Annotated in this window: 19 protein-coding genes; 3 read left to right on the top strand and 16 right to left on the bottom strand. The window is 36.5% G+C overall.

The window, feature by feature from the left end:
- Positions 1-92: 92 nt before the first annotated feature.
- The 13 genes from ftsA to mraZ all read right to left on the bottom strand — a co-directional run bounded on the left by ftsA (position 93) and on the right by mraZ (position 14,748).
- Positions 93-1,427, bottom strand: a complete 1,335-nt coding sequence (ftsA, locus tag Q1A60_RS01835; protein ID WP_299763785.1) for a cell division protein FtsA — start codon at positions 1,425-1,427, stop codon at positions 93-95.
- 57 nt (positions 1,428-1,484) lie between these two features.
- On the bottom strand, positions 1,485-2,201 hold the full coding sequence (locus Q1A60_RS01830) for a hypothetical protein (RefSeq protein ID WP_299763376.1): 717 nt from the start codon (positions 2,199-2,201) through the stop codon (positions 1,485-1,487).
- Positions 2,191-3,540, bottom strand: a complete 1,350-nt coding sequence (gene murC / locus Q1A60_RS01825) for a UDP-N-acetylmuramate--L-alanine ligase (protein WP_299763783.1) — start codon at positions 3,538-3,540, stop codon at positions 2,191-2,193. Before murC ends, Q1A60_RS01830 begins: the two co-directional genes overlap by 11 nt.
- A 62-nt stretch (positions 3,541-3,602) precedes the next feature.
- The gene (locus Q1A60_RS01820; RefSeq protein WP_299763374.1) at positions 3,603-4,436 is read right to left on the bottom strand and encodes a hypothetical protein; all 834 of its coding nucleotides are present in this window, start codon (positions 4,434-4,436) and stop codon (positions 3,603-3,605) included.
- 1 nt (position 4,437) lies between these two features.
- Entirely contained in the window at positions 4,438-5,535 is a 1,098-nt protein-coding gene (gene murG / locus Q1A60_RS01815; protein WP_299763372.1) for an undecaprenyldiphospho-muramoylpentapeptide beta-N-acetylglucosaminyltransferase, read from the bottom strand.
- Positions 5,522-6,742, bottom strand: a complete 1,221-nt coding sequence (locus Q1A60_RS01810; RefSeq protein WP_299763370.1) for an FtsW/RodA/SpoVE family cell cycle protein — start codon at positions 6,740-6,742, stop codon at positions 5,522-5,524. The genes murG and Q1A60_RS01810 overlap by 14 nt, the downstream gene beginning before the upstream one ends.
- A 110-nt stretch (positions 6,743-6,852) precedes the next feature.
- Positions 6,853-8,190: a UDP-N-acetylmuramoyl-L-alanine--D-glutamate ligase gene (murD, locus tag Q1A60_RS01805; RefSeq protein WP_299763368.1), complete on the bottom strand. Its 1,338-nt coding sequence runs from the start codon at positions 8,188-8,190 to the stop codon at positions 6,853-6,855.
- Between the two features lie 166 nt (positions 8,191-8,356).
- Positions 8,357-9,595, bottom strand: a complete 1,239-nt coding sequence (gene mraY, locus Q1A60_RS01800) for a phospho-N-acetylmuramoyl-pentapeptide-transferase (RefSeq protein ID WP_299763366.1) — start codon at positions 9,593-9,595, stop codon at positions 8,357-8,359.
- The gene (locus Q1A60_RS01795; protein ID WP_299763364.1) at positions 9,595-11,058 is read right to left on the bottom strand and encodes a UDP-N-acetylmuramoyl-L-alanyl-D-glutamate--2,6-diaminopimelate ligase; all 1,464 of its coding nucleotides are present in this window, start codon (positions 11,056-11,058) and stop codon (positions 9,595-9,597) included. The genes mraY and Q1A60_RS01795 overlap by 1 nt, the downstream gene beginning before the upstream one ends.
- Entirely contained in the window at positions 11,055-13,046 is a 1,992-nt protein-coding gene (locus tag Q1A60_RS01790; protein WP_299763362.1) for a penicillin-binding protein, read from the bottom strand. The genes Q1A60_RS01795 and Q1A60_RS01790 overlap by 4 nt, the downstream gene beginning before the upstream one ends.
- An 8-nt stretch (positions 13,047-13,054) precedes the next feature.
- Positions 13,055-13,375, bottom strand: a complete 321-nt coding sequence (locus tag Q1A60_RS01785; protein ID WP_299763360.1) for an FtsL-like putative cell division protein — start codon at positions 13,373-13,375, stop codon at positions 13,055-13,057.
- 16 nt (positions 13,376-13,391) lie between these two features.
- Complete coding sequence (rsmH, locus tag Q1A60_RS01780; RefSeq protein WP_299763358.1) at positions 13,392-14,288, bottom strand: 16S rRNA (cytosine(1402)-N(4))-methyltransferase RsmH; 897 nt, start codon at positions 14,286-14,288, stop codon at positions 13,392-13,394.
- Positions 14,275-14,748 carry a division/cell wall cluster transcriptional repressor MraZ gene (gene mraZ, locus Q1A60_RS01775; protein WP_299763356.1) on the bottom strand — a complete coding sequence of 158 codons (474 nt, stop codon included), beginning with the start codon at positions 14,746-14,748 and terminating at the stop codon, positions 14,275-14,277. The genes rsmH and mraZ overlap by 14 nt, the downstream gene beginning before the upstream one ends.
- A gap of 308 nt (positions 14,749-15,056) precedes the next feature.
- Between mraZ and Q1A60_RS01770 the strand changes: the two genes are divergently transcribed.
- Positions 15,057-15,821, top strand: coding sequence for an alpha/beta hydrolase (locus Q1A60_RS01770; RefSeq protein WP_299763354.1), 765 nt, complete (start codon positions 15,057-15,059; stop codon positions 15,819-15,821).
- Between the two features lie 12 nt (positions 15,822-15,833).
- The gene (gene yihA, locus Q1A60_RS01765; RefSeq protein WP_299763352.1) at positions 15,834-16,439 is read left to right on the top strand and encodes a ribosome biogenesis GTP-binding protein YihA/YsxC; all 606 of its coding nucleotides are present in this window, start codon (positions 15,834-15,836) and stop codon (positions 16,437-16,439) included.
- Here yihA and Q1A60_RS01760 read toward each other — a convergent pair.
- From Q1A60_RS01760 to gldB, 3 genes are read right to left on the bottom strand one after another with little or no spacing between them, the layout of a single operon-like run.
- Entirely contained in the window at positions 16,423-16,809 is a 387-nt protein-coding gene (locus tag Q1A60_RS01760) for a GTPase (RefSeq protein WP_299763350.1), read from the bottom strand. The two genes, yihA and Q1A60_RS01760, sit on opposite strands and share 17 nt — an antisense overlap.
- 45 nt (positions 16,810-16,854) lie before the next feature.
- Positions 16,855-17,193, bottom strand: coding sequence for a gliding motility protein GldC (gene gldC / locus Q1A60_RS01755; protein WP_299763348.1), 339 nt, complete (start codon positions 17,191-17,193; stop codon positions 16,855-16,857).
- A gap of 2 nt (positions 17,194-17,195) precedes the next feature.
- Entirely contained in the window at positions 17,196-18,143 is a 948-nt protein-coding gene (gldB, locus tag Q1A60_RS01750) for a gliding motility lipoprotein GldB (protein ID WP_299763346.1), read from the bottom strand.
- 105 nt (positions 18,144-18,248) lie between these two features.
- Here gldB and nadE point away from each other — a divergent pair, with 105 nt between their 5' ends.
- Positions 18,249-19,040: an NAD(+) synthase gene (nadE, locus tag Q1A60_RS01745; RefSeq protein ID WP_299763344.1), complete on the top strand. Its 792-nt coding sequence runs from the start codon at positions 18,249-18,251 to the stop codon at positions 19,038-19,040.
- Positions 19,041-19,124: the final 84 nt, after the last annotated feature.

Below are 19,124 nucleotides of genomic sequence, written 5' to 3'. Positions count from 1 at the left end.
GCCCCTTTATTACTTTTCTGTTTCCGCTTTCGCGAAAGCGTATATTGTCTTTAATTTATTTTAATTAACCTGTATTCTTTTGTAGTTCCTAACTACTCTGCATTATCCAAAAAGTCTTTAAACTTTTCTGCCCAACGATCAAAAATGCTCTTTTTGGGTGCTGTGGGCGTCTGAAACGTTTCTTTAGAAGATGTATCTGTATCAACTTCTTCTCTAGACGTATCTTCTTGAACTTCTTCTACCACTTCTTCTGTACTGTTATACAATCCTTGCTCAAGACTATTCATAACAAGTCCTACTGCTGTCGCAAATAATGGGCTTGTGGTTTCAGAATCACTATCGCCCGCTAGATGCTCATTAGGATATCCTATACGTGTATCCATACCCGTGATGTACTCGACTAATTGCTTAAGATGCTTTAACTGAGAACCTCCTCCTGTTAAGACAATACCTGCAATTAATTTTTTCTTCTGCTCTTCGTGACCATAATTTTTTATCTCTAGATATACTTGCTCAATAATCTCTACTACTCTTGCATGAATAATCTTAGACAAATTCTTTAGTGTAATCTCCTTCGGATCGCGACCTCTAAGCCCTGGAATAGAAACAATCTCATTGTCTTTATTTTCTCCTGGCCAAGCTGATCCAAACTTTATTTTAAGAAGTTCAGCTTGTTTTTCTATAATAGAGCACCCTTCTTTGATATCTTCAGTAATTACATTTCCACCAAAAGGAATCACAGCGGTATGACGTATAATTCCATCTTTAAAAATGGCAAGATCTGTGGTACCACCACCTATGTCAATAAGTGCTACACCCGCTTCTTTTTCTTCTTGACTTAATACAGCATCGGCAGATGCTAATGGTTCTAATGTTATCCTATCAAGACTTAAACCTGCACTTTTCACACAACGACCTATATTTCTAATAGACGCCACTTGACCAACAACCACATGGAAATTAGCCTCTACACGACCTCCATACATTCCAATAGGTTCTTTAATTTCACTTTGACCATCTACCTTGTATTCCTGTGGTAACACATGAATAATTTCTTCTCCTGGTAGCATAACAAGCTTATGAACCTGATTACATAATGCATCAATATCTGTACTATCAATCACTGCATCTGCATTAGATCTAGTGATGTAATCACTATGTTGAAGGCTTCGTATATGCTGTCCCGCAATTCCAACAACAACATCTTTAATTTTAATTCCAGATACATTTTCTGCTTCTTGAACAGCTTGCTGTACAGATTGTATCGTCTGCGTAATATTATTTACAACACCGCGATGTACTCCTAGACTTTTAGATTTTCCAATCCCTAGAATCTCAACTTTATTATATTCATTGTAACGACCTATCATAGCTACAATCTTAGTTGTACCTATATCTAGTCCTACTGCGATATTTTGTTGTTCCATATTACTATCGTTTAGAATACTCATTACCTACTTATTTTTCATGAGCATCCATGACCCCTATACTTTTTTACAAACCACTTGATTAGCATACTTAAGATTAATAAGTGTATACGCATCTAGTGTCTTGTCTTTTTGTGCTTTTTGATAAAAAGCTTTATAATTATTAAGCTTATGCTCTAAGCTTGCTACTTCTCCTAACATGATTTTATAGCTCAATTTTCTAGGAATAAGCATATACTGATTGCCTTTTTGTTTATTGACACCAATAATGTGCTTATTTAGAAAATCATCATTTTTTATATATAAAATCAGTGCTGTTATTGTTGGAATATCTTTTTTTGTGATTCCATTTACAATAGGCACTCTTGCCGAAAAATTCTCAGAGAGTGGCATTTCTTCTCCCTCTTGATCTATATAAAATGACGTATTACCATATACGCGAGCAATGGGCTTTCGTTGCTCAATAGCGACTCCCACTGTTCCTGCTACGGTAACATAAACATCTGCATTTTTGACAATTGGATGCGACTTAACTCGCAACTCCATGTCATTCAAAGCTAATTTTTCTTTAGGCATACCCGTAACTGTCGCCTCACTTTGTATTAACAATTTATCAACGGTATTTCTAGTAACAAAAGGAGCGCTCTCATCTTCAAATTGAATAGCTATATTTTCCACCAAACGAGCATTATTACGCTGTGATGCAAACACATACAGAAACACTGTCAATAACAGTAATCCGAAAACCCGTATGTAATTCCAATTAAGACGCATCTTTTAATAATTGAGTTACTTTTAATATCTCTACTCCTATATCTCCAGCTCCCATCATCACAATGATTTTTTGAGAAGCTTGCTGAATTCCTTCTAGTAAATTCTCTTTAGTTACTAATCGTTTTTTTTCAAGTTTTATTTTTTCTAATAACACCTCACTCGTAACGCCTTCAATAGGCAATTCTCTTGCAGGATATATATCTAACAAAAAGACTTCATCAAATTGCGAAAGTTGCATCGCAAAATCTTCCATAAAATCTTGTGTTCTACTAAACAAATGTGGTTGAAAAACAGCAAGCACCGGTGTATCTGGATACATTTCCTGCACGCTTTGATGTACGGCTGCTATCTCTGTAGGATGATGTGCATAATCATCAATAAGCACTTGATGTTCTGTTTGTATTCTATACGTAAATCTTCTGTTTACACCAGAAAAACTACATAAAGCTTTGGGTAGCAATTCGGTCGGGGAACCATAAAGCATTGCCATACCCAAAGCTGTTATTGCATTAGACAGATTATGTCTGCCTGGTAGGTTAAATTGCATTTGAGATATCACCCCATTTGGGTGTTTAAAATCAAAGTGATAACATCCGTTTTTCACAATTACATTCTGAGCACTATACAGAGCATCATCTTCTATTCCTACGGTAAGTCCGTCTATAGGGAGTCCGTTTTGCACAAACAGTTTTTCTTTTGAAACCAAGCTCCCAAATTCTTTAAATGTATTTTCTAGTGTCGTCGCATCACCATAAATATCAAGGTGATCTGCATCCATAGACGTTATGCAAGCGATATCTGGAGTTAATTGCAAGAAAGAACGATCAAACTCATCTGCTTCTACAACAATCACATCACTTCCTTTCTGAATTAAATTTCCATTATAATTATTAGTAATTCCGCCTATAAAAGCCGTGACTGGCGCTCCTGTTTCGGCCAGTAAATGTCCTAATATACTAGAAGTTGTTGTCTTTCCGTGCGTACCCGCTACCGCAAGACTATAGTTTGCATTTGCAATCATCCCTAGTACTTCTGCTCTTTTTTTAATGGTGTATCCGCTTTCGCGAAAGCGGACTAATTCCCCAAACTCTTTAGGCACCGCAGGTGTATAGATAACCAACGTATTCTCTGTCTGATACGACGCATCTACTTCAACTCCTTTATCATCAAAATGAACAGCAATTCCTTTCGCTTCCAACGAACGCGTTACATCACTAGGCGTTTTATCATAGCCCGCGACATGCTTTCCTGTTTGATGGAAATAAATCGCTAAAGCACTCATACCTATTCCACCGATACCGATGAAATAAAAATGCTGTATGTCTTTTAATCCGTTCATATTTTCATTTCCGCGAACCTGCCTGCCGGTAGGCAGGGGCGGAAATCTCATGTTATTTTATGTTAACTTTCCGTATACTTTACCAGTGCTTCATCATGCTGATCATAAAGCGTCAATTCTCCATCTACTGTCAGTATATAATACCAACCAAAGGGTTCGTTTTCTATCTTGTATTTAGTTCCCGAATCAGTAATCATAACTTCGATTAACTTCTGAATTCTTCCTTTTGATTTTTTATACAGTATATCGTCAGACATGCTGACAAACTCAAAAACAGTATCGCTCTTTTCACCTTTTATTTCTTCGATAAACCAAGCACCTACTTTATTTTGCTCCGTAAGTTTTTGTAATCTTTTTTCTTTTTTAAACGCCAATTCTATTTGAGAAAGCACAAAGCCTCCCGTTAACTTATTAAGTTTAGCTACCAATTCTGGATACTTATCTTCTTGTCCAAAAATCGAATAATCATAGAAGGCACTCACAACACTTTCCAAAGGATAGGAAGGATAGCCTATTTGCTCAATAGCACCTCCCATTTCTGCACACTTTACAATCACTGGCCAATACGCTAGATTCGCATCTTTATTATAATTATGACTTAGCGTTACCACTGGCATAGCTCCTTTTTGATACTGAGACTCCTTACCTGGTATTTCAAAAAGTAATGCAACACGTATCATATTACTTATAGAAATAGAGTCATATACTGCAGTCGTGTGTTTTTTTCCTACTAAAACTTCCTGATCTATACGTTCTAATTCTTTCCAATACGCATCTACTTCTTCTTGCGTATATAAGCTTGAGATTTCTTTCCCATAGGTATCTGCTAGACTAGGAGTACAACTTACCATGACTCCAAAACCAATACCTACGAATATGTTATATAACCATCTCATCTTATTCTCTATTAGGTAATAACTTTTCTACTTCATCTACAATATGCTTGGTTGCATCTGGTAACGCCAATTCTTTTATGGCATTTCCTAACCTTTCTCTTTTAGTATCATCTGTAAGCAGGCTATCCAATTCGTGTTGAAATTTTGTTTCTAACTCATTTTGACGAATCAATATCCCAGCATTTTTCCCTGTAATAGCCAACGCATTTTTAGTCTGATGATCTTCCGCTACATTGGGTGATGGAATAAACACAGTTGCTTTTCCTACAATACATAACTCAGATACAGAACTCGCGCCTGCTCTAGATATAATAATATCGGCCGCAGCATATGCCATATCCATCTGATCTATATAAGCCATCACTTTGACGTTTTGAGAAGCTAAGTGTTTATACTCCTCATAATATAATTTACCTGTTTGCCAAAGCAATTGCACACCATGATTTGCAAAATAATCTAACTGCTCATGAATCAATTTATTAACGGCTCTAGCACCTAAACTTCCCCCTATAACCAATACGGTTTTCTTATCTGAAGCAAGCCCATATGTTGACAAAGCATCTGCTCGCTTATTTGTAATGGTTAATAAATCATTACGAACAGGATTCCCAGTTTTTACGATTTTATCTTTCGGAAAAAAGCGATGCATCTCATCATAGGCAACACATATTTTCTGAACACTTTTTGATAGTAATTTATTGGTAATTCCCGCATACGAGTTCTGTTCTTGAATAAGTGCAGGTATTTTTTTACTGGTGGCTCGTTTAAGCAAAGGACCACTTGCAAACCCTCCCGTTCCTATCACGACATCTGGCTGGAAACGCTTAAGAATTGTATTGGATTTCCAAAGACTGCTTATTAGCTTGAAAGGAAATTTTAAATTCTCTAAAGACAACTTACGCTGAATCCCTGAGATCCAAAGTCCTTCGATCTTATAACCTGCTTGTGGCACTTTTTCCATTTCCATACGATCTTTGGCGCCCACAAAAAGAAACTCCGTGTTTGGATATCGCTTTTCGATTTCGCGTGCAATAGCAATAGCAGGATAGATATGTCCTCCTGTACCGCCTCCAGATAGTATGACTTTATATGGTTTCACTTAATATATCTAATGGATTTAATTCCTTTTCTTTTGTAGCGTCTTCTTTTATTTCTTTTGGATCGCGCTTTGCACTGACACTTAATACAATTCCTATGGCTAGACACGTCATCCATATAGAAGTACCTCCGCTACTTACCAGTGGAAGTGTTTGTCCAGTCACAGGGAATAATTCTACGGCTACTGCCATATTAATGAGTGCTTGAAATACGATGGGCATTCCCACACCTATGACTAATAATTTTGCAAATATCGTTTCAGCTTTATGCGCAATGACTGTTATTCGGAAGAGGAGTAAGAGGTATAACAGCATTAAAAATAATGCACCTAATAATCCAAACTCTTCAACGATAATGGCATAAATAAAATCTGATGATGATTGTGGCAAGAAGTTTTTCTGCACACTCTTTCCGGGTCCGAGTCCAAAAGGACCTCCAGAAGCAATCGCAATTTTGGCTTTTTCGATTTGATAATCGGCATCGGCATCTACTTCTTCACTTGTGAAGTTTGCAATTCGATTTTCCCAAGTTGTCACTTTACTTGACAATGAAGTTCCTGGAAATGCTTTTACGACAAGAACAAATAAAAGTAGTGCTGCAATTCCAATGCCTATAATGATTCCTAAATACTTTAAAGGATAACCACCCAAAAACATAAGCATCAGAACCATACAAAATATAATCGCTGTTGTCGAAAAGTTAGCAGGCAAGATCAATGCCAATACAACACCTACAGGTAACCATAATGGCACTAAGGTCTCTTTAAAAGTTACTTGTTTATCTTTTATTCTTGAAAGGTATCTTGCGACATACACCATAAGTACAACAGCTGCAAGCGTTGAGGTTTGAAAACCAACTCCCATAAATGGAATCTTAATCCAACGTGCTGCATAGGCTCCAGACACTGTAGTACCTTGTGCTATTGTAACAATTAGTAATACAACAACCAATGGTAAAAAGATAACCGACAATCCTTTAAAATAATGATATGGTATTTTATGTACACCATAAAGCATTGCAAAACCTAAAACAAGGTGCATCCCGTGTTTAATCAAAAAGCGTAACGTATTTCCATCACCACGTATATACGCAAGATTACTTGCTGCACTATATACAGGCAAAAAAGAAAACAAAGCCAATAGCGCCACAATAGCCCATATCGCTTTATCGCCTTTTAATCCTTGGAATATGTTTTTTACGTTAGACATTTTCTTCTTTATACATTTCCACACTTCGATTACACTCAGTATAAACTCTAGCGGAGATTTTATTCATTTCCGCGCTCCTGACTGCCGGAAGGCAGGAGCGAACACTTCATTTACAGATTACGTACTGCATTTTTAAATTGACGGCCTCTATCTTCATAATTTTCAAACAGATCAAAACTTGCACATGCAGGTGACAGCAACACATTATCTCCTTTTTCTGTGACTTTATACGCAATCTTAACAGCTTCTGTCATTGATTGTGTTTCGATAATAATATCAACCATATTCCCAAAGTGACTCATTAATTTTGCATTGTCAACACCCAAGCAAATAATGGCCTTCACTTTTTCATTAATAAGTGGATACAGATCACGATAGTCATTTCCTTTATCGACACCTCCTACAATCCAAACGGTAGGGGCAGACATACTATCTAATGCATAAAACGTAGCATTTACATTGGTTGCTTTGCTATCATTGATATACTGCACATTCCCTATTTTAAGGACTTGTTCTAAACGATGCTCCACACCTTGAAAGCCTTCTAAGCTTTCTCGTATTGTTGCTTTTCTTATACTTAAAAGGTTTGCGACAGTCGCTGCTGCCATAGCATTCTTTGTGTTGTGTTGTCCTTTTAATGCTAAATCTCGGGTTGTCATACTAAAATGGTTGTTATCTGTATTTATATGTATCTTATTATCTTCTATATAGGCACCATAATCAAGCGTTTGCTTCATTGAAAACGGAACTAGTTTTGATCTAACTGGATGTTTTTTTAACCAGTCTGTGATCACAGGATCATCTGCATCATAGATGAGGTAATCCTCAGGTGTTTGGTTCATTGCGATTCTAAACTTAGCTGCGATATAATTATCAAATTCATATTCATATCGATCTAAGTGATCTGGTGTGATATTGGTAATAATGGCAATATGAGGTGCAAAATCTACCACCCCATCTAATTGAAAACTACTTATCTCCAATACATACGTATCAATAGATTGTTGCGCGACCATCTTTGCAAAACTATCTCCTATATTACCTGCAATCCCCACATTGAGTTTTGCTTGCTCTAAGAGGTATCCTAGCAACGATGTAGTCGTGGTCTTTCCATTACTCCCCGTTATCCCGATAAGCATTGCATCTGTATATTTTGCTGCAAACTCTATTTCAGAAATCACAGGAATCCCATGATCTAAAATTGTCTTTACAATAGGTGCTTTATCTGGTATTCCAGGGCTTTTCATTACGATTGCTGCTTCTACTATTGCTGCTTCCGTATGACCGCCTTCTTCCCAAACGATGTCAAAATCTGTCAGAACTTTTTTATAGGTTTCTTTTATTTTTCCGAAGTCAGAAACCAAGACTTCGTATCCTTTTTGTTTTGCGAGTATCGCCGTACCAACACCACTTTCTCCTCCTCCTAGTATGACTAATTTCTTTTTCATTTTCACAAAGGCGGAAATCTCACGCTCTTTCTTTACTCTGTTTAAACTCTACTCTTTTATATTCTTGCTTTATACGCTTTAACGCTTTGCTCTCCCTTACGGTCGTGAACCTGCCTGCCGGCAGGCAGGTCTCACAAATTCGATTTCGCGAAAGCGTATATCACAGTTATCTAATTTTTAATGTTACAATGGTTAGAATAGCTAGTAAAATCCCAACGATCCAAAATCGAGTAACGATCTTACTTTCGTGAATTCCTTTTTTCTGATAATGATGATGTAATGGTGACATTAAAAAGATGCGTCGTCCTTCTCCATATTTCTTTTTTGTGTATTTGAAATACCCTACTTGCAACATCACTGAAAGGTTTTCCATTACGAAAATTCCTCCTAGTATAGGGATTAACCATTCTTTACGTGTTGCAATAGCTATTACTGCAATAATTCCGCCTATGGTAAGACTTCCTGTATCGCCCATAAATACTTGTGCTGGATAGGCATTATACCATAAAAATCCGATGAGGGCTCCCACAAAAGCAGTTATAAAAACGAGCATTTCTCCAACACGAGGGATGTACATTATATTTAAATAATCACTAAAAATGATATTACCAGAAACAAAAGCAAACAGCCCTAACGTAAGAACAGCTATAGCAGATGTACCTGCTGCGAGTCCGTCAATACCATCAGTTAAATTAGCCGCATTAGACACTGCTGTAACAATAAGGATCACAATAGGAATAAAAATGATCCACGCATATTTTGCCCAATCTGGATTAATCCACGTAATGAGTTTTGCATAATCCAATTCATTATTCTTCACAAAAGGAATCGTTGTTTTTAAACTCTTTTCTTCTTCTGTAAACCTTGGGTTATCTTGATTTGCCGCTACCGTTGTTTGAGCTGTAACTGGTACATCTACACGTTCTTCTTTAATTGTTACATCTGAATGAAAGAACATCGTAGTACCTACTATAATTCCAAGACCCACCTGACCAATCACCTTATATCTACCCGCAAGACCGTCTTTATTCTTCTCCATCTTCTTCTTATAATCATCTAGAAAGCCTATCACACCCATCCATAAGGTGGTTACAATTAATAAGATGATGTATATATTATCTAGCTTTGCAAATAAGAGTACAGGCACGAGTGTTGCCAGAATAATAATCAGTCCTCCCATGGTTGGGGTTCCTGCTTTTTCAGACTGACCAGCAAGACCTAAATCTCGTATGGTCTCTCCCATTTGTTTACGTTGCAGAAAACGAATGATACGTTTTCCATAAATTGTAGAAATAGCTAATGACAGTAAAATCGCCATGGCTGCTCTAAACGTACTGAACTGAAACAATCCTGCACCTGGCAGGTTATATGCTTCATCCAAGTATTTAAATAGATAGTACAACATTATTTTTCTAGTTGTTTTAGGGTTTCTTCTACAATTTTATAATCATCAAAATCAAAGCGTTCTCCTTTAATTTCTTGATACGTTTCATGACCTTTTCCAGCGATTAGGATAATGTCATGTGGATTTGCTAGTTGACAGGCCGTTTTAATAGCTTGTTTACGATCTGCAATGGATATTATTTTTTTAAAGTTTTGAGGTTCTACCCCAGCTTCTATTTCTTCTATAATTGTATTTGGGTCTTCACTACGAGGGTTGTCACTTGTGAAAATAGTTTTAGAACTAAGCGCTGATGCTATATGTCCCATTTTAGGACGTTTTGTGGTATCGCGATCTCCCCCAGCGCCCACGACAGTGATCAATTGTTCGTTTTTAGTCCTTATGTCATTAATGGTTTCCAACACATTTTTTAAGGCATCGGGTGTATGAGCATAATCTACAATGGCCGTAATATTACCCTCTGAAATTAAGTATTGAAAGCGTCCGCTTACACTTTCCAATTGACTTAGCAATTGTAAAATTTCTATTTGCTCTAAACCAAGCAACTCAGCAGTGGCATATATGGCTAATAAATTATACGCATTAAAAGAACCAATTAATCGTGCCCAAACTTCTTGATCATTTATTTTAAGCAATAAACCTGACAGTTGATTTTCAAGAATCTGCGCTTTAAAGTCGGCTACCGTTTTTAAAGCATAGCTTACTTTCTTTGCTTTTGTATTTTGAACCATAATAGGTCCATTTTTATCATCTACATTCACCAATGCAAAAGCATCCTTAGGCAGCTCATCAAAGAACTTCTTTTTCACATCTCTATACTCAGCAAATGTGTTGTGATAATCTAAATGATCATGACTAAGGTTAGTAAATATGCCTCCAGCAAATTTTAATCCTTCGGTACGTTTTTGATGAATTCCATGCGAACTCACTTCCATAAAACAATACTCCACACCTGCTATATTCATTTGAGCGAGATATTTGTTTATCGTCAATGAATCTGGTGTGGTATGTGTTGCTTTAAATTCTTGGTCGGCTACGACAATTTTTACGGTAGAAAGCAAACCAACAGTATAGCCTGCTTTTTCAAAGAGTTGGTATAGTAAAGACGCAATGGTTGTTTTACCATTGGTTCCTGTGACACCTATTAATTTTAAATTATGAGATGGGTTTTCGTAATAATTTGCAGACATTACTGCTAAGGCAGAAGCACTATCTACTACCTTAACATAAGTAACTCCATGTATGATTTGTTCAGGTAATTCTTCACACACTACAGCAATAGCTCCTTTTTCTACTGCCTTTATGATATACTCATGTCCGTCGCTTTGTGTTCCTCTTATGGCCACAAAAACATCATTTAGCGCTACAAGACGCGAATCAAAATGCAAGTTTGTTATGGCCACACTTGTATTTCCGACTACGCTATCTAGCGGTACTTTATATAATATGTCTTTGAGTAAAATCACAATAATTCTAGCGTAATCGTTTGGTTTTTAACTAATTTTTCTCCTGCTTTCATAGATTGAGCATGTACGTTTCCGCTTCCGCGAAAGCGCACTTTCATTCCTAAATTTTCTAATAAAGCAATGGCATCCATACCACTCATCCCCTTTACATTTGGAATCGTTTTATAGGACTTATTCACCTTATTATAATAGCCTTGATATTCTTTTTCTATCGTTCCCTCATTTTCTATGGAAAGATCTACCTCATCTATTACAGGCGTATCTGTGTATATTTTTTGCGCGATCTTTTTAAACACAGGACCCGCTACTATATTTCCATAATACCCTATTGATTTCTCTGGCTTATGAATCACTACAATACAAGAATACTTCGGATTGTCTGCTGGGAAATACCCTGCAAATGAGGATATATATCTATTAGGTTCTATCCAATATTCGGTCTGACAGGTCCCTGTTTTTCCAGCCATCGAAAAGTCTGGACTGTATATATTTTTTGCTGTACCGCGACGCACCGTATTCTCCATCATTTCTCTTACGGCTCCTATAGTAGATGCTGATGCTATTTTAGGATTTATCACTTCTTTTTCAAAAGTTTCAACAACTACATCCCATTCCTTTACTTGTTTTATAAATCGTGGTTTCACCATTTCGCCATCATTTGCAATAGCATTGTAAAATGTGAGTGTTTGTAAGGGAGTCAGTTGGACACCATATCCAAAAGCCATCCATGGTAAGGTGGTTCCGTACCAGTTTTTATCACCTGGATATGGAAACTCTGGAGATCCCTCTCCTTTTATTTCAAGACCTAATTTTTCATTAAGTCCCATATTGAATAACCTATCTACAAAACGTTTCGGTTTTTTTGCATACGGTTCATTAATCATTTTCGCGAAAGCGGTATTACTACTCAACTCAAAAGCTCTAGCCACACTTATTTTACCATAGCCACCTCTTTTAGAATCTATAGCGGTACGGTCATAAAACTTAACACGACCATTTTCTGTATCTATCACTTGGCTTGTATCAATCACTTTATCTTCAAGTGCTGCGACCATTGCCATAAGTTTGAAGGTACTTCCAGGCTCATGAGATTCATACACTGCATAATTGCGATCTTCATAATACTTGCCTTCTGATGTACGCCCTAAATTAGAAATGGCTTTAATCTCTCCTGTAGCTGTTTCCATGACAACAACACAACCATGCTCTGCTTTAAATTTTTCTAAACTTGCTAATAATGCATTATGCGCGATATCTTGAATGTTTACATCTACTGTAGAAATCACATCATAGCCATCACGAGGTTCTACAATATTCCCTACCCCTATAGGTTTCCATTCTCCTTTTGCAATTTTCTGTTTGAGACGGCGTCCTTCTTTCCCTCTTAGATAATGACCATAGGCGCCTTCAAGACCCACACGTGTATAATACCCACTATCATCTTTACGCTCATATCCGACCGTACGTTCTGCCATTTTACCTAATGGATGCTCTCTTTCTGCATGTTCCTCTATAATAATTCCTCCCTTAAACTGTCCTTTATTAAAGAGTGGCAATGACTTTATTTTTATATACTCACTATAACTAAGGTCACGTGCTACAAATAAGTATCTGTTTTTAGTAGCGCGTGCTTTGCGAAAGCGGTTTTGATAATAAGATGATGGTCTCCCTAAGAGATCAGACAATCCTTTACTAAGAGAGACTATATGTTCATTAAAATGTTCTTCAGAAGGAGAAACCGCATCCCAACGCACATCATATTTAATGACAGAGGTTGCCAACAAACTTCCATCACTCGCATACAGATTACCACGAGTAGCAGGAATGGTGACCATTTTCTCAGTAGCGGTAATCGCCATCTCTCTGTATTTGGCACCTTGAAAAAACTGAATACTAACAAGCTTGTACGTCACAAGAAGGGCGAAGATGAACATACATCCTGCCACAAAATACAATCGGTTTAATATGTTCTTTTCGCTGGTTGCCATACTAAGAACTACTCTTGTCTTGTTTTAACTTTTATTTTCTGAGGCGGTGTGGCAGATGGCTGCACACCTCTTGGTTCCATCTTACGCGCCACATTACTTTCTATTTTTAATTTCCAAAGCTTAAGGCGAGCATCTACAGACTCGCTTCGCAACTCTTGAACTTTTTCTTTAAGCCTTGCGATCTCATGTACTTTTTCATCTGCACGATGCGAGCTGGCGATCATAATTAATGCGAGTACTGACAAAAAAATAATCATACGCCAATTCTTAAAAGCCTCTTCATCTACCAGAAACTTCCCTTTAAGTATGTTATTAATTCGTTTTTTCATCTACTTCAATTTCGCCTTACACTCGCTCTGCTATTCTGAGTTTTGCACTTCGCGCTCTATTATTTTGTTTTATCTCTGTATGATCTGGAACAATCAGTTTCCCTACTTTTTTAAATGGCACTTCAAAATTGCCATATATGTCTTTTTCTGGCTCTCCTTCAAATAATCCATTTCTCATATATCGTTTTACAAGTCTATCTTCTAGCGAATGATAGGATATCAAACTCAAACGACCTCCCACATCTAGCAATTGCTCTGTTTGCATCAAGAATTCTTTTAGCACTTCGATTTCTTGATTTACTTCGATTCGTATGGCTTGATATATCTGAGCAAGAATTTTATGTTCTCTATGTTTTGGTAAAAACGGACGCAATACTTCTTTAAGCTGCTCACTTGTTTTAATAGGAGTCTCTTTTCTATCTTCAATAATTTTCCTCGCTATCTTAGGTGCATTACGCAACTCTCCATATTGCCAAAAGACTTGTCGCAACGATTCTTCTTCATATTCATTTACTACATGATATGCAGAAAGTGCATCATTTTGATTCATACGCATATCGAGATCACTTTCAAATCGTGTAGAAAACCCTCTTTCTGCTACATCAAATTGGTGAGAAGAAACTCCAAAATCTCCCAAAATACCATCTACTTTTTTTACACCATGAAAACGTAAAAATCGTTTGACATATCTAAAGTTTTCTGGAATAAGTGTAAACCTATCATCATCAATACTGTTTTGCTGAGCATCTTGGTCTTGATCAAAAGCATATAGCTTCCCTCCATCACCAAGTCTTTTCATAATTTCTCTAGAGTGTCCACCGCCCCCAAAAGTCACATCGACATACACCCCATCAGGTTTGATATCGAGTCCTCCCACGGTCTCATGAAGTAATACTGGATTATGATATTCCATCTGGCTCATCGTTTTGGTCTCCCATTACTTCTTCGGCTAAATCTGCAAAGTCAAGCGCTGCTTCATCAATAGCTTTTTCATACAATTCTTTATCCCATATCTCCAACACATTGATTGCTGCATTTACAACAATCTCTTTTTTGGTTTGTGCAAACGCATGTAAATCTTTAGAAATAAGAATACGACCTGACCCATCCATCTCCACAAGTTTTACACCTGCATTAAAACGACGAATAAACTCATCATTCTTTTTATTAAATCGATTCAGCTTATTTACTTTCTGGGATAATGCATTCCATTCTGCCATAGGATATAATTCCAAGCATTTTTGAAACACAGCACGTTTGAGTACAAAGCCATCCTGAAGCACAGGCGCTAGCTGTTTCTTAAATGCTTGAGGCAACATGAGTCTGCCTTTAGCATCTATTTTACACTCGTATGTTCCAATTAGATTAAGCACTACTTTTTCTAGAAAATTAGATTTATTGATCAAATATATAAGAAAAAACTGCACATTTTACCACTTTATTGCACTTTGTTGATAAGTTTTACCACTAAAGCCACTTTACGAACAAACTGTTTACAACTATTTTGAGGTTCCTTCGTACGCTTTCGCGAAAGCGTATACAGAAAAATTTAACGTTTACAGCATGATAGTTTTGCTGAAAAATCACGACAACTTTTTACTTTCAAAGCATTTACAAAATAAAGATTGCAATACGAGGGAAATACCTATATTTGCCATTGAGCTTAGGCTTAACCACAACTATGAAGCACGAACTAAAAACCGAAGGCAAATTCACTTATTTAGAAGAAGGTGAAGGTACTCCAATCATTATCCTGCATGGATTAATGGGCGGGTTAAGCAACTTTGACGCTGTTACCGATTTCTTCTCTAAAAATGAATATAAAGTGGTCATTCCAGAATTACCTGTGTATTCTATGCCGCTTATAAAAACGGGAGTAAAAAGCTTTGCTAAATACCTTAAAGAGTTCATTGATCACAAAAATTATGATGAGGTTATCCTGTTAGGAAACTCAATGGGAGGTCATGTTGGATTATATCATACCAAAGTATATCCAGAAAAAGTAAAAGGTCTCGTTATTACTGGGAGTTCTGGTTTATACGAAAGTGCCATGGGAGAAAGCTACCCTAAACGTGGCGATTACGAATACATCAAAAAGAAAGCGCAAGGTGTTTTCTACAATCCTGAAATTGCAACCAAAGAGATTGTAGATGAAGTGTATGACACCGTAAACGACAGAAATAAACTACTAAAAACATTGGCTATCGCAAAAAGTGCGATACGTCATAATATGGCGCAAGACCTTCCCGATATGCATACACCTACCTGTATCATTTGGGGAAAACAAGATAGTGTCACACCTCCAGAAGTAGCTGAAGACTTTAACAAGTTACTCCCTGATTCTGATTTATTTTGGATAGACAAATGTGGTCATGCAGCCATGATGGAGCAACCAGACGTTTTTAATGAGACATTACTAAGTTGGTTAAAGAAACGTAGTTTCTAATATACTTTTATCATGCAAATCAAATCGGCAGAATTTGTAATAAGCAACTCTGATGCAGCAAAGTGTCCAAACACTATGATTCCTGAGTATGCTTTTATAGGAAGATCTAATGTTGGGAAGTCGTCTTTAATCAATATGCTCACCAGTCGAAAAAACCTTGCAAAAACTTCAGGAAGACCAGGAAAGACACAGCTTATCAATCATTTTTTGATTAATAAAAATTGGCATCTTGTTGACTTACCTGGTTATGGATATGCACGTGTTTCTAAAAAAGACAAAAAGTATTTTCAGAAATTCATTACTGATTATTTTGAACAACGAAGACAATTAATTTCTGCCTTTGTTCTAGTAGATTGTCGTCACGACCCTCAACCTATTGATGTTGATTTTATGGAATATTTAGGAGAGCGAGAAATTCCGTTTTCAATTATATTCACAAAAGCAGATAAACTCAAACCTAATGCTTTAGAACGCAACATCGAGCATTATAAGAAGACCTTATTAGAAGGTGCTTGGTTTGAATTTCCTAATTACTTTGTAAGTAGCTCATCAAAAAATATGGGTCAAGAGGAAATCCTAAATTATATAGGGGAAATAAATGCTAATCTTGAGCACTAGTATCTAATTGGGTTACAAAACTTCTGATCTTTTCTATTAACACTTCTACTGATTCTATTTCTTTAAAATCTTGTGCATGCATAAAAGGATGCAATCCTTGCTCATCTGAAATTAAGATAATTGGGAATGTATACTTAGGCAACCATTTTGATTTAAACTTCTTTAGAAACTCATCTTTGTGATAAAACTCCATATCGATGAGGTTGGTATCTCGAAATTTTTTCCAGATTCGTTTTTCAGAAAAACTACCGTGTGTCAAGCTACACAAATCACACTCGTAGGTTGCAGGACTCACTACTTTATGCGCTATATCTAGCCAGTTATTTACAATTCCTGAATTTGCATTATAGACAAAGAGCAGCTTTCTCATAGTTTAAAATTACACATTACCATCTTTGTCACTCATCATATATAACTACTCTTTTTTAAGATTAAGATGCTCTGCAAAATAATCACAAAAATCTTTCATCGTATCACTCATCTTGTCATTTCCCGTTGCTCTTCTAAAGGTATTTGTCATCCCAACAAGTGTCTGATGAAAAAAGACTTGCATCTCATCTACAGGCATATCTTTTGTCCATAAATCAATACTTACGGCTTCTTGGTTTTCATGATCCCATAATGAAAGCAACATAGATTTAGCTGGCTCGTCTGCCACCCCTCCATCTCTAGCGGTCCATGCCATTTTTTCTGGCACTCTATTTTCATCTAATTCTATTGCGATTTTTATAGCTGTCTTATGCTTAATTGCCATAATTAAGGTTTGTATTTTGCATTATTAAAAATTGTTTCTGCATCCTGCAGTAACATTGCTTTAAGAGCAACATCATTTTTATTCATATATGATGTCACTATCTTATATCCTATATACCTACCCAACCTTCCTGGGGTTTCATTATCAAATTCTAAATAAAATTTTGAAAAAGGCGCTGGATCTATAAATCTTGAACGCAATTTCCTATCTGTGCTATATAAACTTTTACTAGAGACAAAATACTCCCACATATTTACTTCATTCTCTTCTGCAAAAGAATATTCATCTGCCGTATATGATAAAACTTCATGAATGGGCTTCTGACTCAATAAGATTTCCGTTAAGTATAACAATTTCCCTTCATATACGATTTGATCTAAAAATGTAGCTGTTTGTGGTTGGGATACTTTTGCTTTCGCGAAAGCGTACGCCACGTCAACATCTATTTGTTCTTTCCTAAAGTTTTTTGATTTATACGTCTGAACACCTTCGTAGAAATAATGATCTTCCCCTAAATAATTATCTAATCCTATAAGTAATAAATCATCTGTAAGCACTACTTTATTCCTTACTTCTGTAATAATACTAATCACCTTAGGCACTGGGGTTTGAGGAAAGTAATATAAAATATGTTTATAAAGAAGCTCCAAATCCTGCTCTACCTGTTCTGTATTCTTAAACGCAAGATCTACTTCGCGTTCTAGTTCTTTTTGAAGCGTATCTGAAAGTTTTGCTACCCAAAATTCATCGCTATATTGCTTTGAAAACAAATAGGGATAGTTACTTTTCAAAGCAGGTAATCCTTCTGGAGTAACATTTGCAAATAAGCGATCAAAGCGATCTACTGGCATTTCTACCACTATATTTGCTATATCAGCATGTAACTGCTTATCATTTTTGCATCCGACAGTAGCAATTAAAATCAATACAGCACCAAGTATTTTCTTCATGTGAATTTGTATCTTTAGACTTCTTAAACGCAAGAAAATAAAATTCATTTTTTACCTGTCATTTTAAAATGCAAAAATACGGGTTACAAACTTAAAGACACATATATGCAAGCCGATAAAGTAGTAGATCATATCGTAAATTGGTTAAAAGAATACGCCACTAATGCTAAAATGAGTGGTTTTGTAATAGGAATAAGCGGTGGAATAGACAGCGCACTCACCTCTACACTTTGCGCAAAAACAGGATTTCCAACACTTTGCGTAGAAATGCCTATTCATCAAGCGCAAAGTCAAGTTTCGAGAGGAAGAGAACATATCGCTCAATTAAAAAAGCGCTTCCCTAATGTTTCCAGTATCGAAGTAGATCTCACCCCTTTCTTTGAGACTTTTAAAACCGCGGTTCCCGATGCCTCTGACAATGAGAACTTATTTCTAAGTCTTGCCAATGCTCGCGCGAGAATGCGTATGACTACCCTATATTATTTTGCTGGATTACATAAATACCTCGTCGCAGGAACAGGAAATAAAGTAGAAGATTTTGGAGTAGGTTTTTACACAAAATACGGAGATGGCGGTGTAGATCTTAGTCCAATTGCAGACTTAATGAAATCTGAAGTATACAAACTTGCTGCCGAAGTACAAGTACCAAAAAGCATTCAACAAGCAAAACCTACCGATGGATTATGGGGAGACGATCGTACAGACGAAGATCAAATTGGAGCAACATATGATCAATTAGAATGGGCCATGTTACAAGACGAAATGGGTAAAGAAAATACCGATTTTGAAGGGGAAGAAAAGCGTGTTTTCACCCTCTATAAAAAGTTAAATAATGCAAACCAACACAAAATGAACCCAATTCCAGTATGTAAAATACCCGTTCATCTATTTAAATAAACATTTTATCGATTTGTAATTAAAAATTGCAACTTCCGACTCTTTTCTTTGTAAGTTTGAGAACCCTAAACAAGTTCCCCCCTT

Origin of the sequence: uncultured Dokdonia sp., assembly GCF_947492535.1 — a bacterium.
In the GTDB taxonomy this organism is placed as follows: domain Bacteria; phylum Bacteroidota; class Bacteroidia; order Flavobacteriales; family Flavobacteriaceae; genus Dokdonia.
The sequence above is the reverse complement of the archived record's forward strand: the minus strand, read 5'-3'. Positions and strand labels throughout refer to the sequence as shown.

Bases quoted from the DNA above. Each gene is read 5' to 3' on its own strand.
- ftsA (WP_299763785.1), bottom strand. From the start codon at position 1,427: ATGGAACAACAAAATATCGCAGTAGGACTAGATATAGGTACAACTAAG.
- Q1A60_RS01830 (WP_299763376.1), bottom strand. From the start codon at position 2,201: ATGCGTCTTAATTGGAATTACATACGGGTTTTCGGATTACTGTTATTG.
- murC (WP_299763783.1), bottom strand. From the start codon at position 3,540: ATGAACGGATTAAAAGACATACAGCATTTTTATTTCATCGGTATCGGT.
- Q1A60_RS01820 (WP_299763374.1), bottom strand. From the start codon at position 4,436: ATGAGATGGTTATATAACATATTCGTAGGTATTGGTTTTGGAGTCATG.
- Q1A60_RS01810 (WP_299763370.1), bottom strand. From the start codon at position 6,742: ATGTCTAACGTAAAAAACATATTCCAAGGATTAAAAGGCGATAAAGCG.
- murD (WP_299763368.1), bottom strand. From the start codon at position 8,190: ATGAAAAAGAAATTAGTCATACTAGGAGGAGGAGAAAGTGGTGTTGGT.
- mraY (WP_299763366.1), bottom strand. From the start codon at position 9,595: ATGTTGTACTATCTATTTAAATACTTGGATGAAGCATATAACCTGCCA.
- Q1A60_RS01790 (WP_299763362.1), bottom strand. From the start codon at position 13,046: ATGGCAACCAGCGAAAAGAACATATTAAACCGATTGTATTTTGTGGCA.
- Q1A60_RS01785 (WP_299763360.1), bottom strand. From the start codon at position 13,375: ATGAAAAAACGAATTAATAACATACTTAAAGGGAAGTTTCTGGTAGAT.
- rsmH (WP_299763358.1), bottom strand. From the start codon at position 14,288: ATGGAATATCATAATCCAGTATTACTTCATGAGACCGTGGGAGGACTC.
- Q1A60_RS01770 (WP_299763354.1), top strand. From the start codon at position 15,057: ATGAAGCACGAACTAAAAACCGAAGGCAAATTCACTTATTTAGAAGAA.
- yihA (WP_299763352.1), top strand. From the start codon at position 15,834: ATGCAAATCAAATCGGCAGAATTTGTAATAAGCAACTCTGATGCAGCA.
- Q1A60_RS01760 (WP_299763350.1), bottom strand. From the start codon at position 16,809: ATGAGAAAGCTGCTCTTTGTCTATAATGCAAATTCAGGAATTGTAAAT.
- gldC (WP_299763348.1), bottom strand. From the start codon at position 17,193: ATGGCAATTAAGCATAAGACAGCTATAAAAATCGCAATAGAATTAGAT.
- gldB (WP_299763346.1), bottom strand. From the start codon at position 18,143: ATGAAGAAAATACTTGGTGCTGTATTGATTTTAATTGCTACTGTCGGA.
- nadE (WP_299763344.1), top strand. From the start codon at position 18,249: ATGCAAGCCGATAAAGTAGTAGATCATATCGTAAATTGGTTAAAAGAA.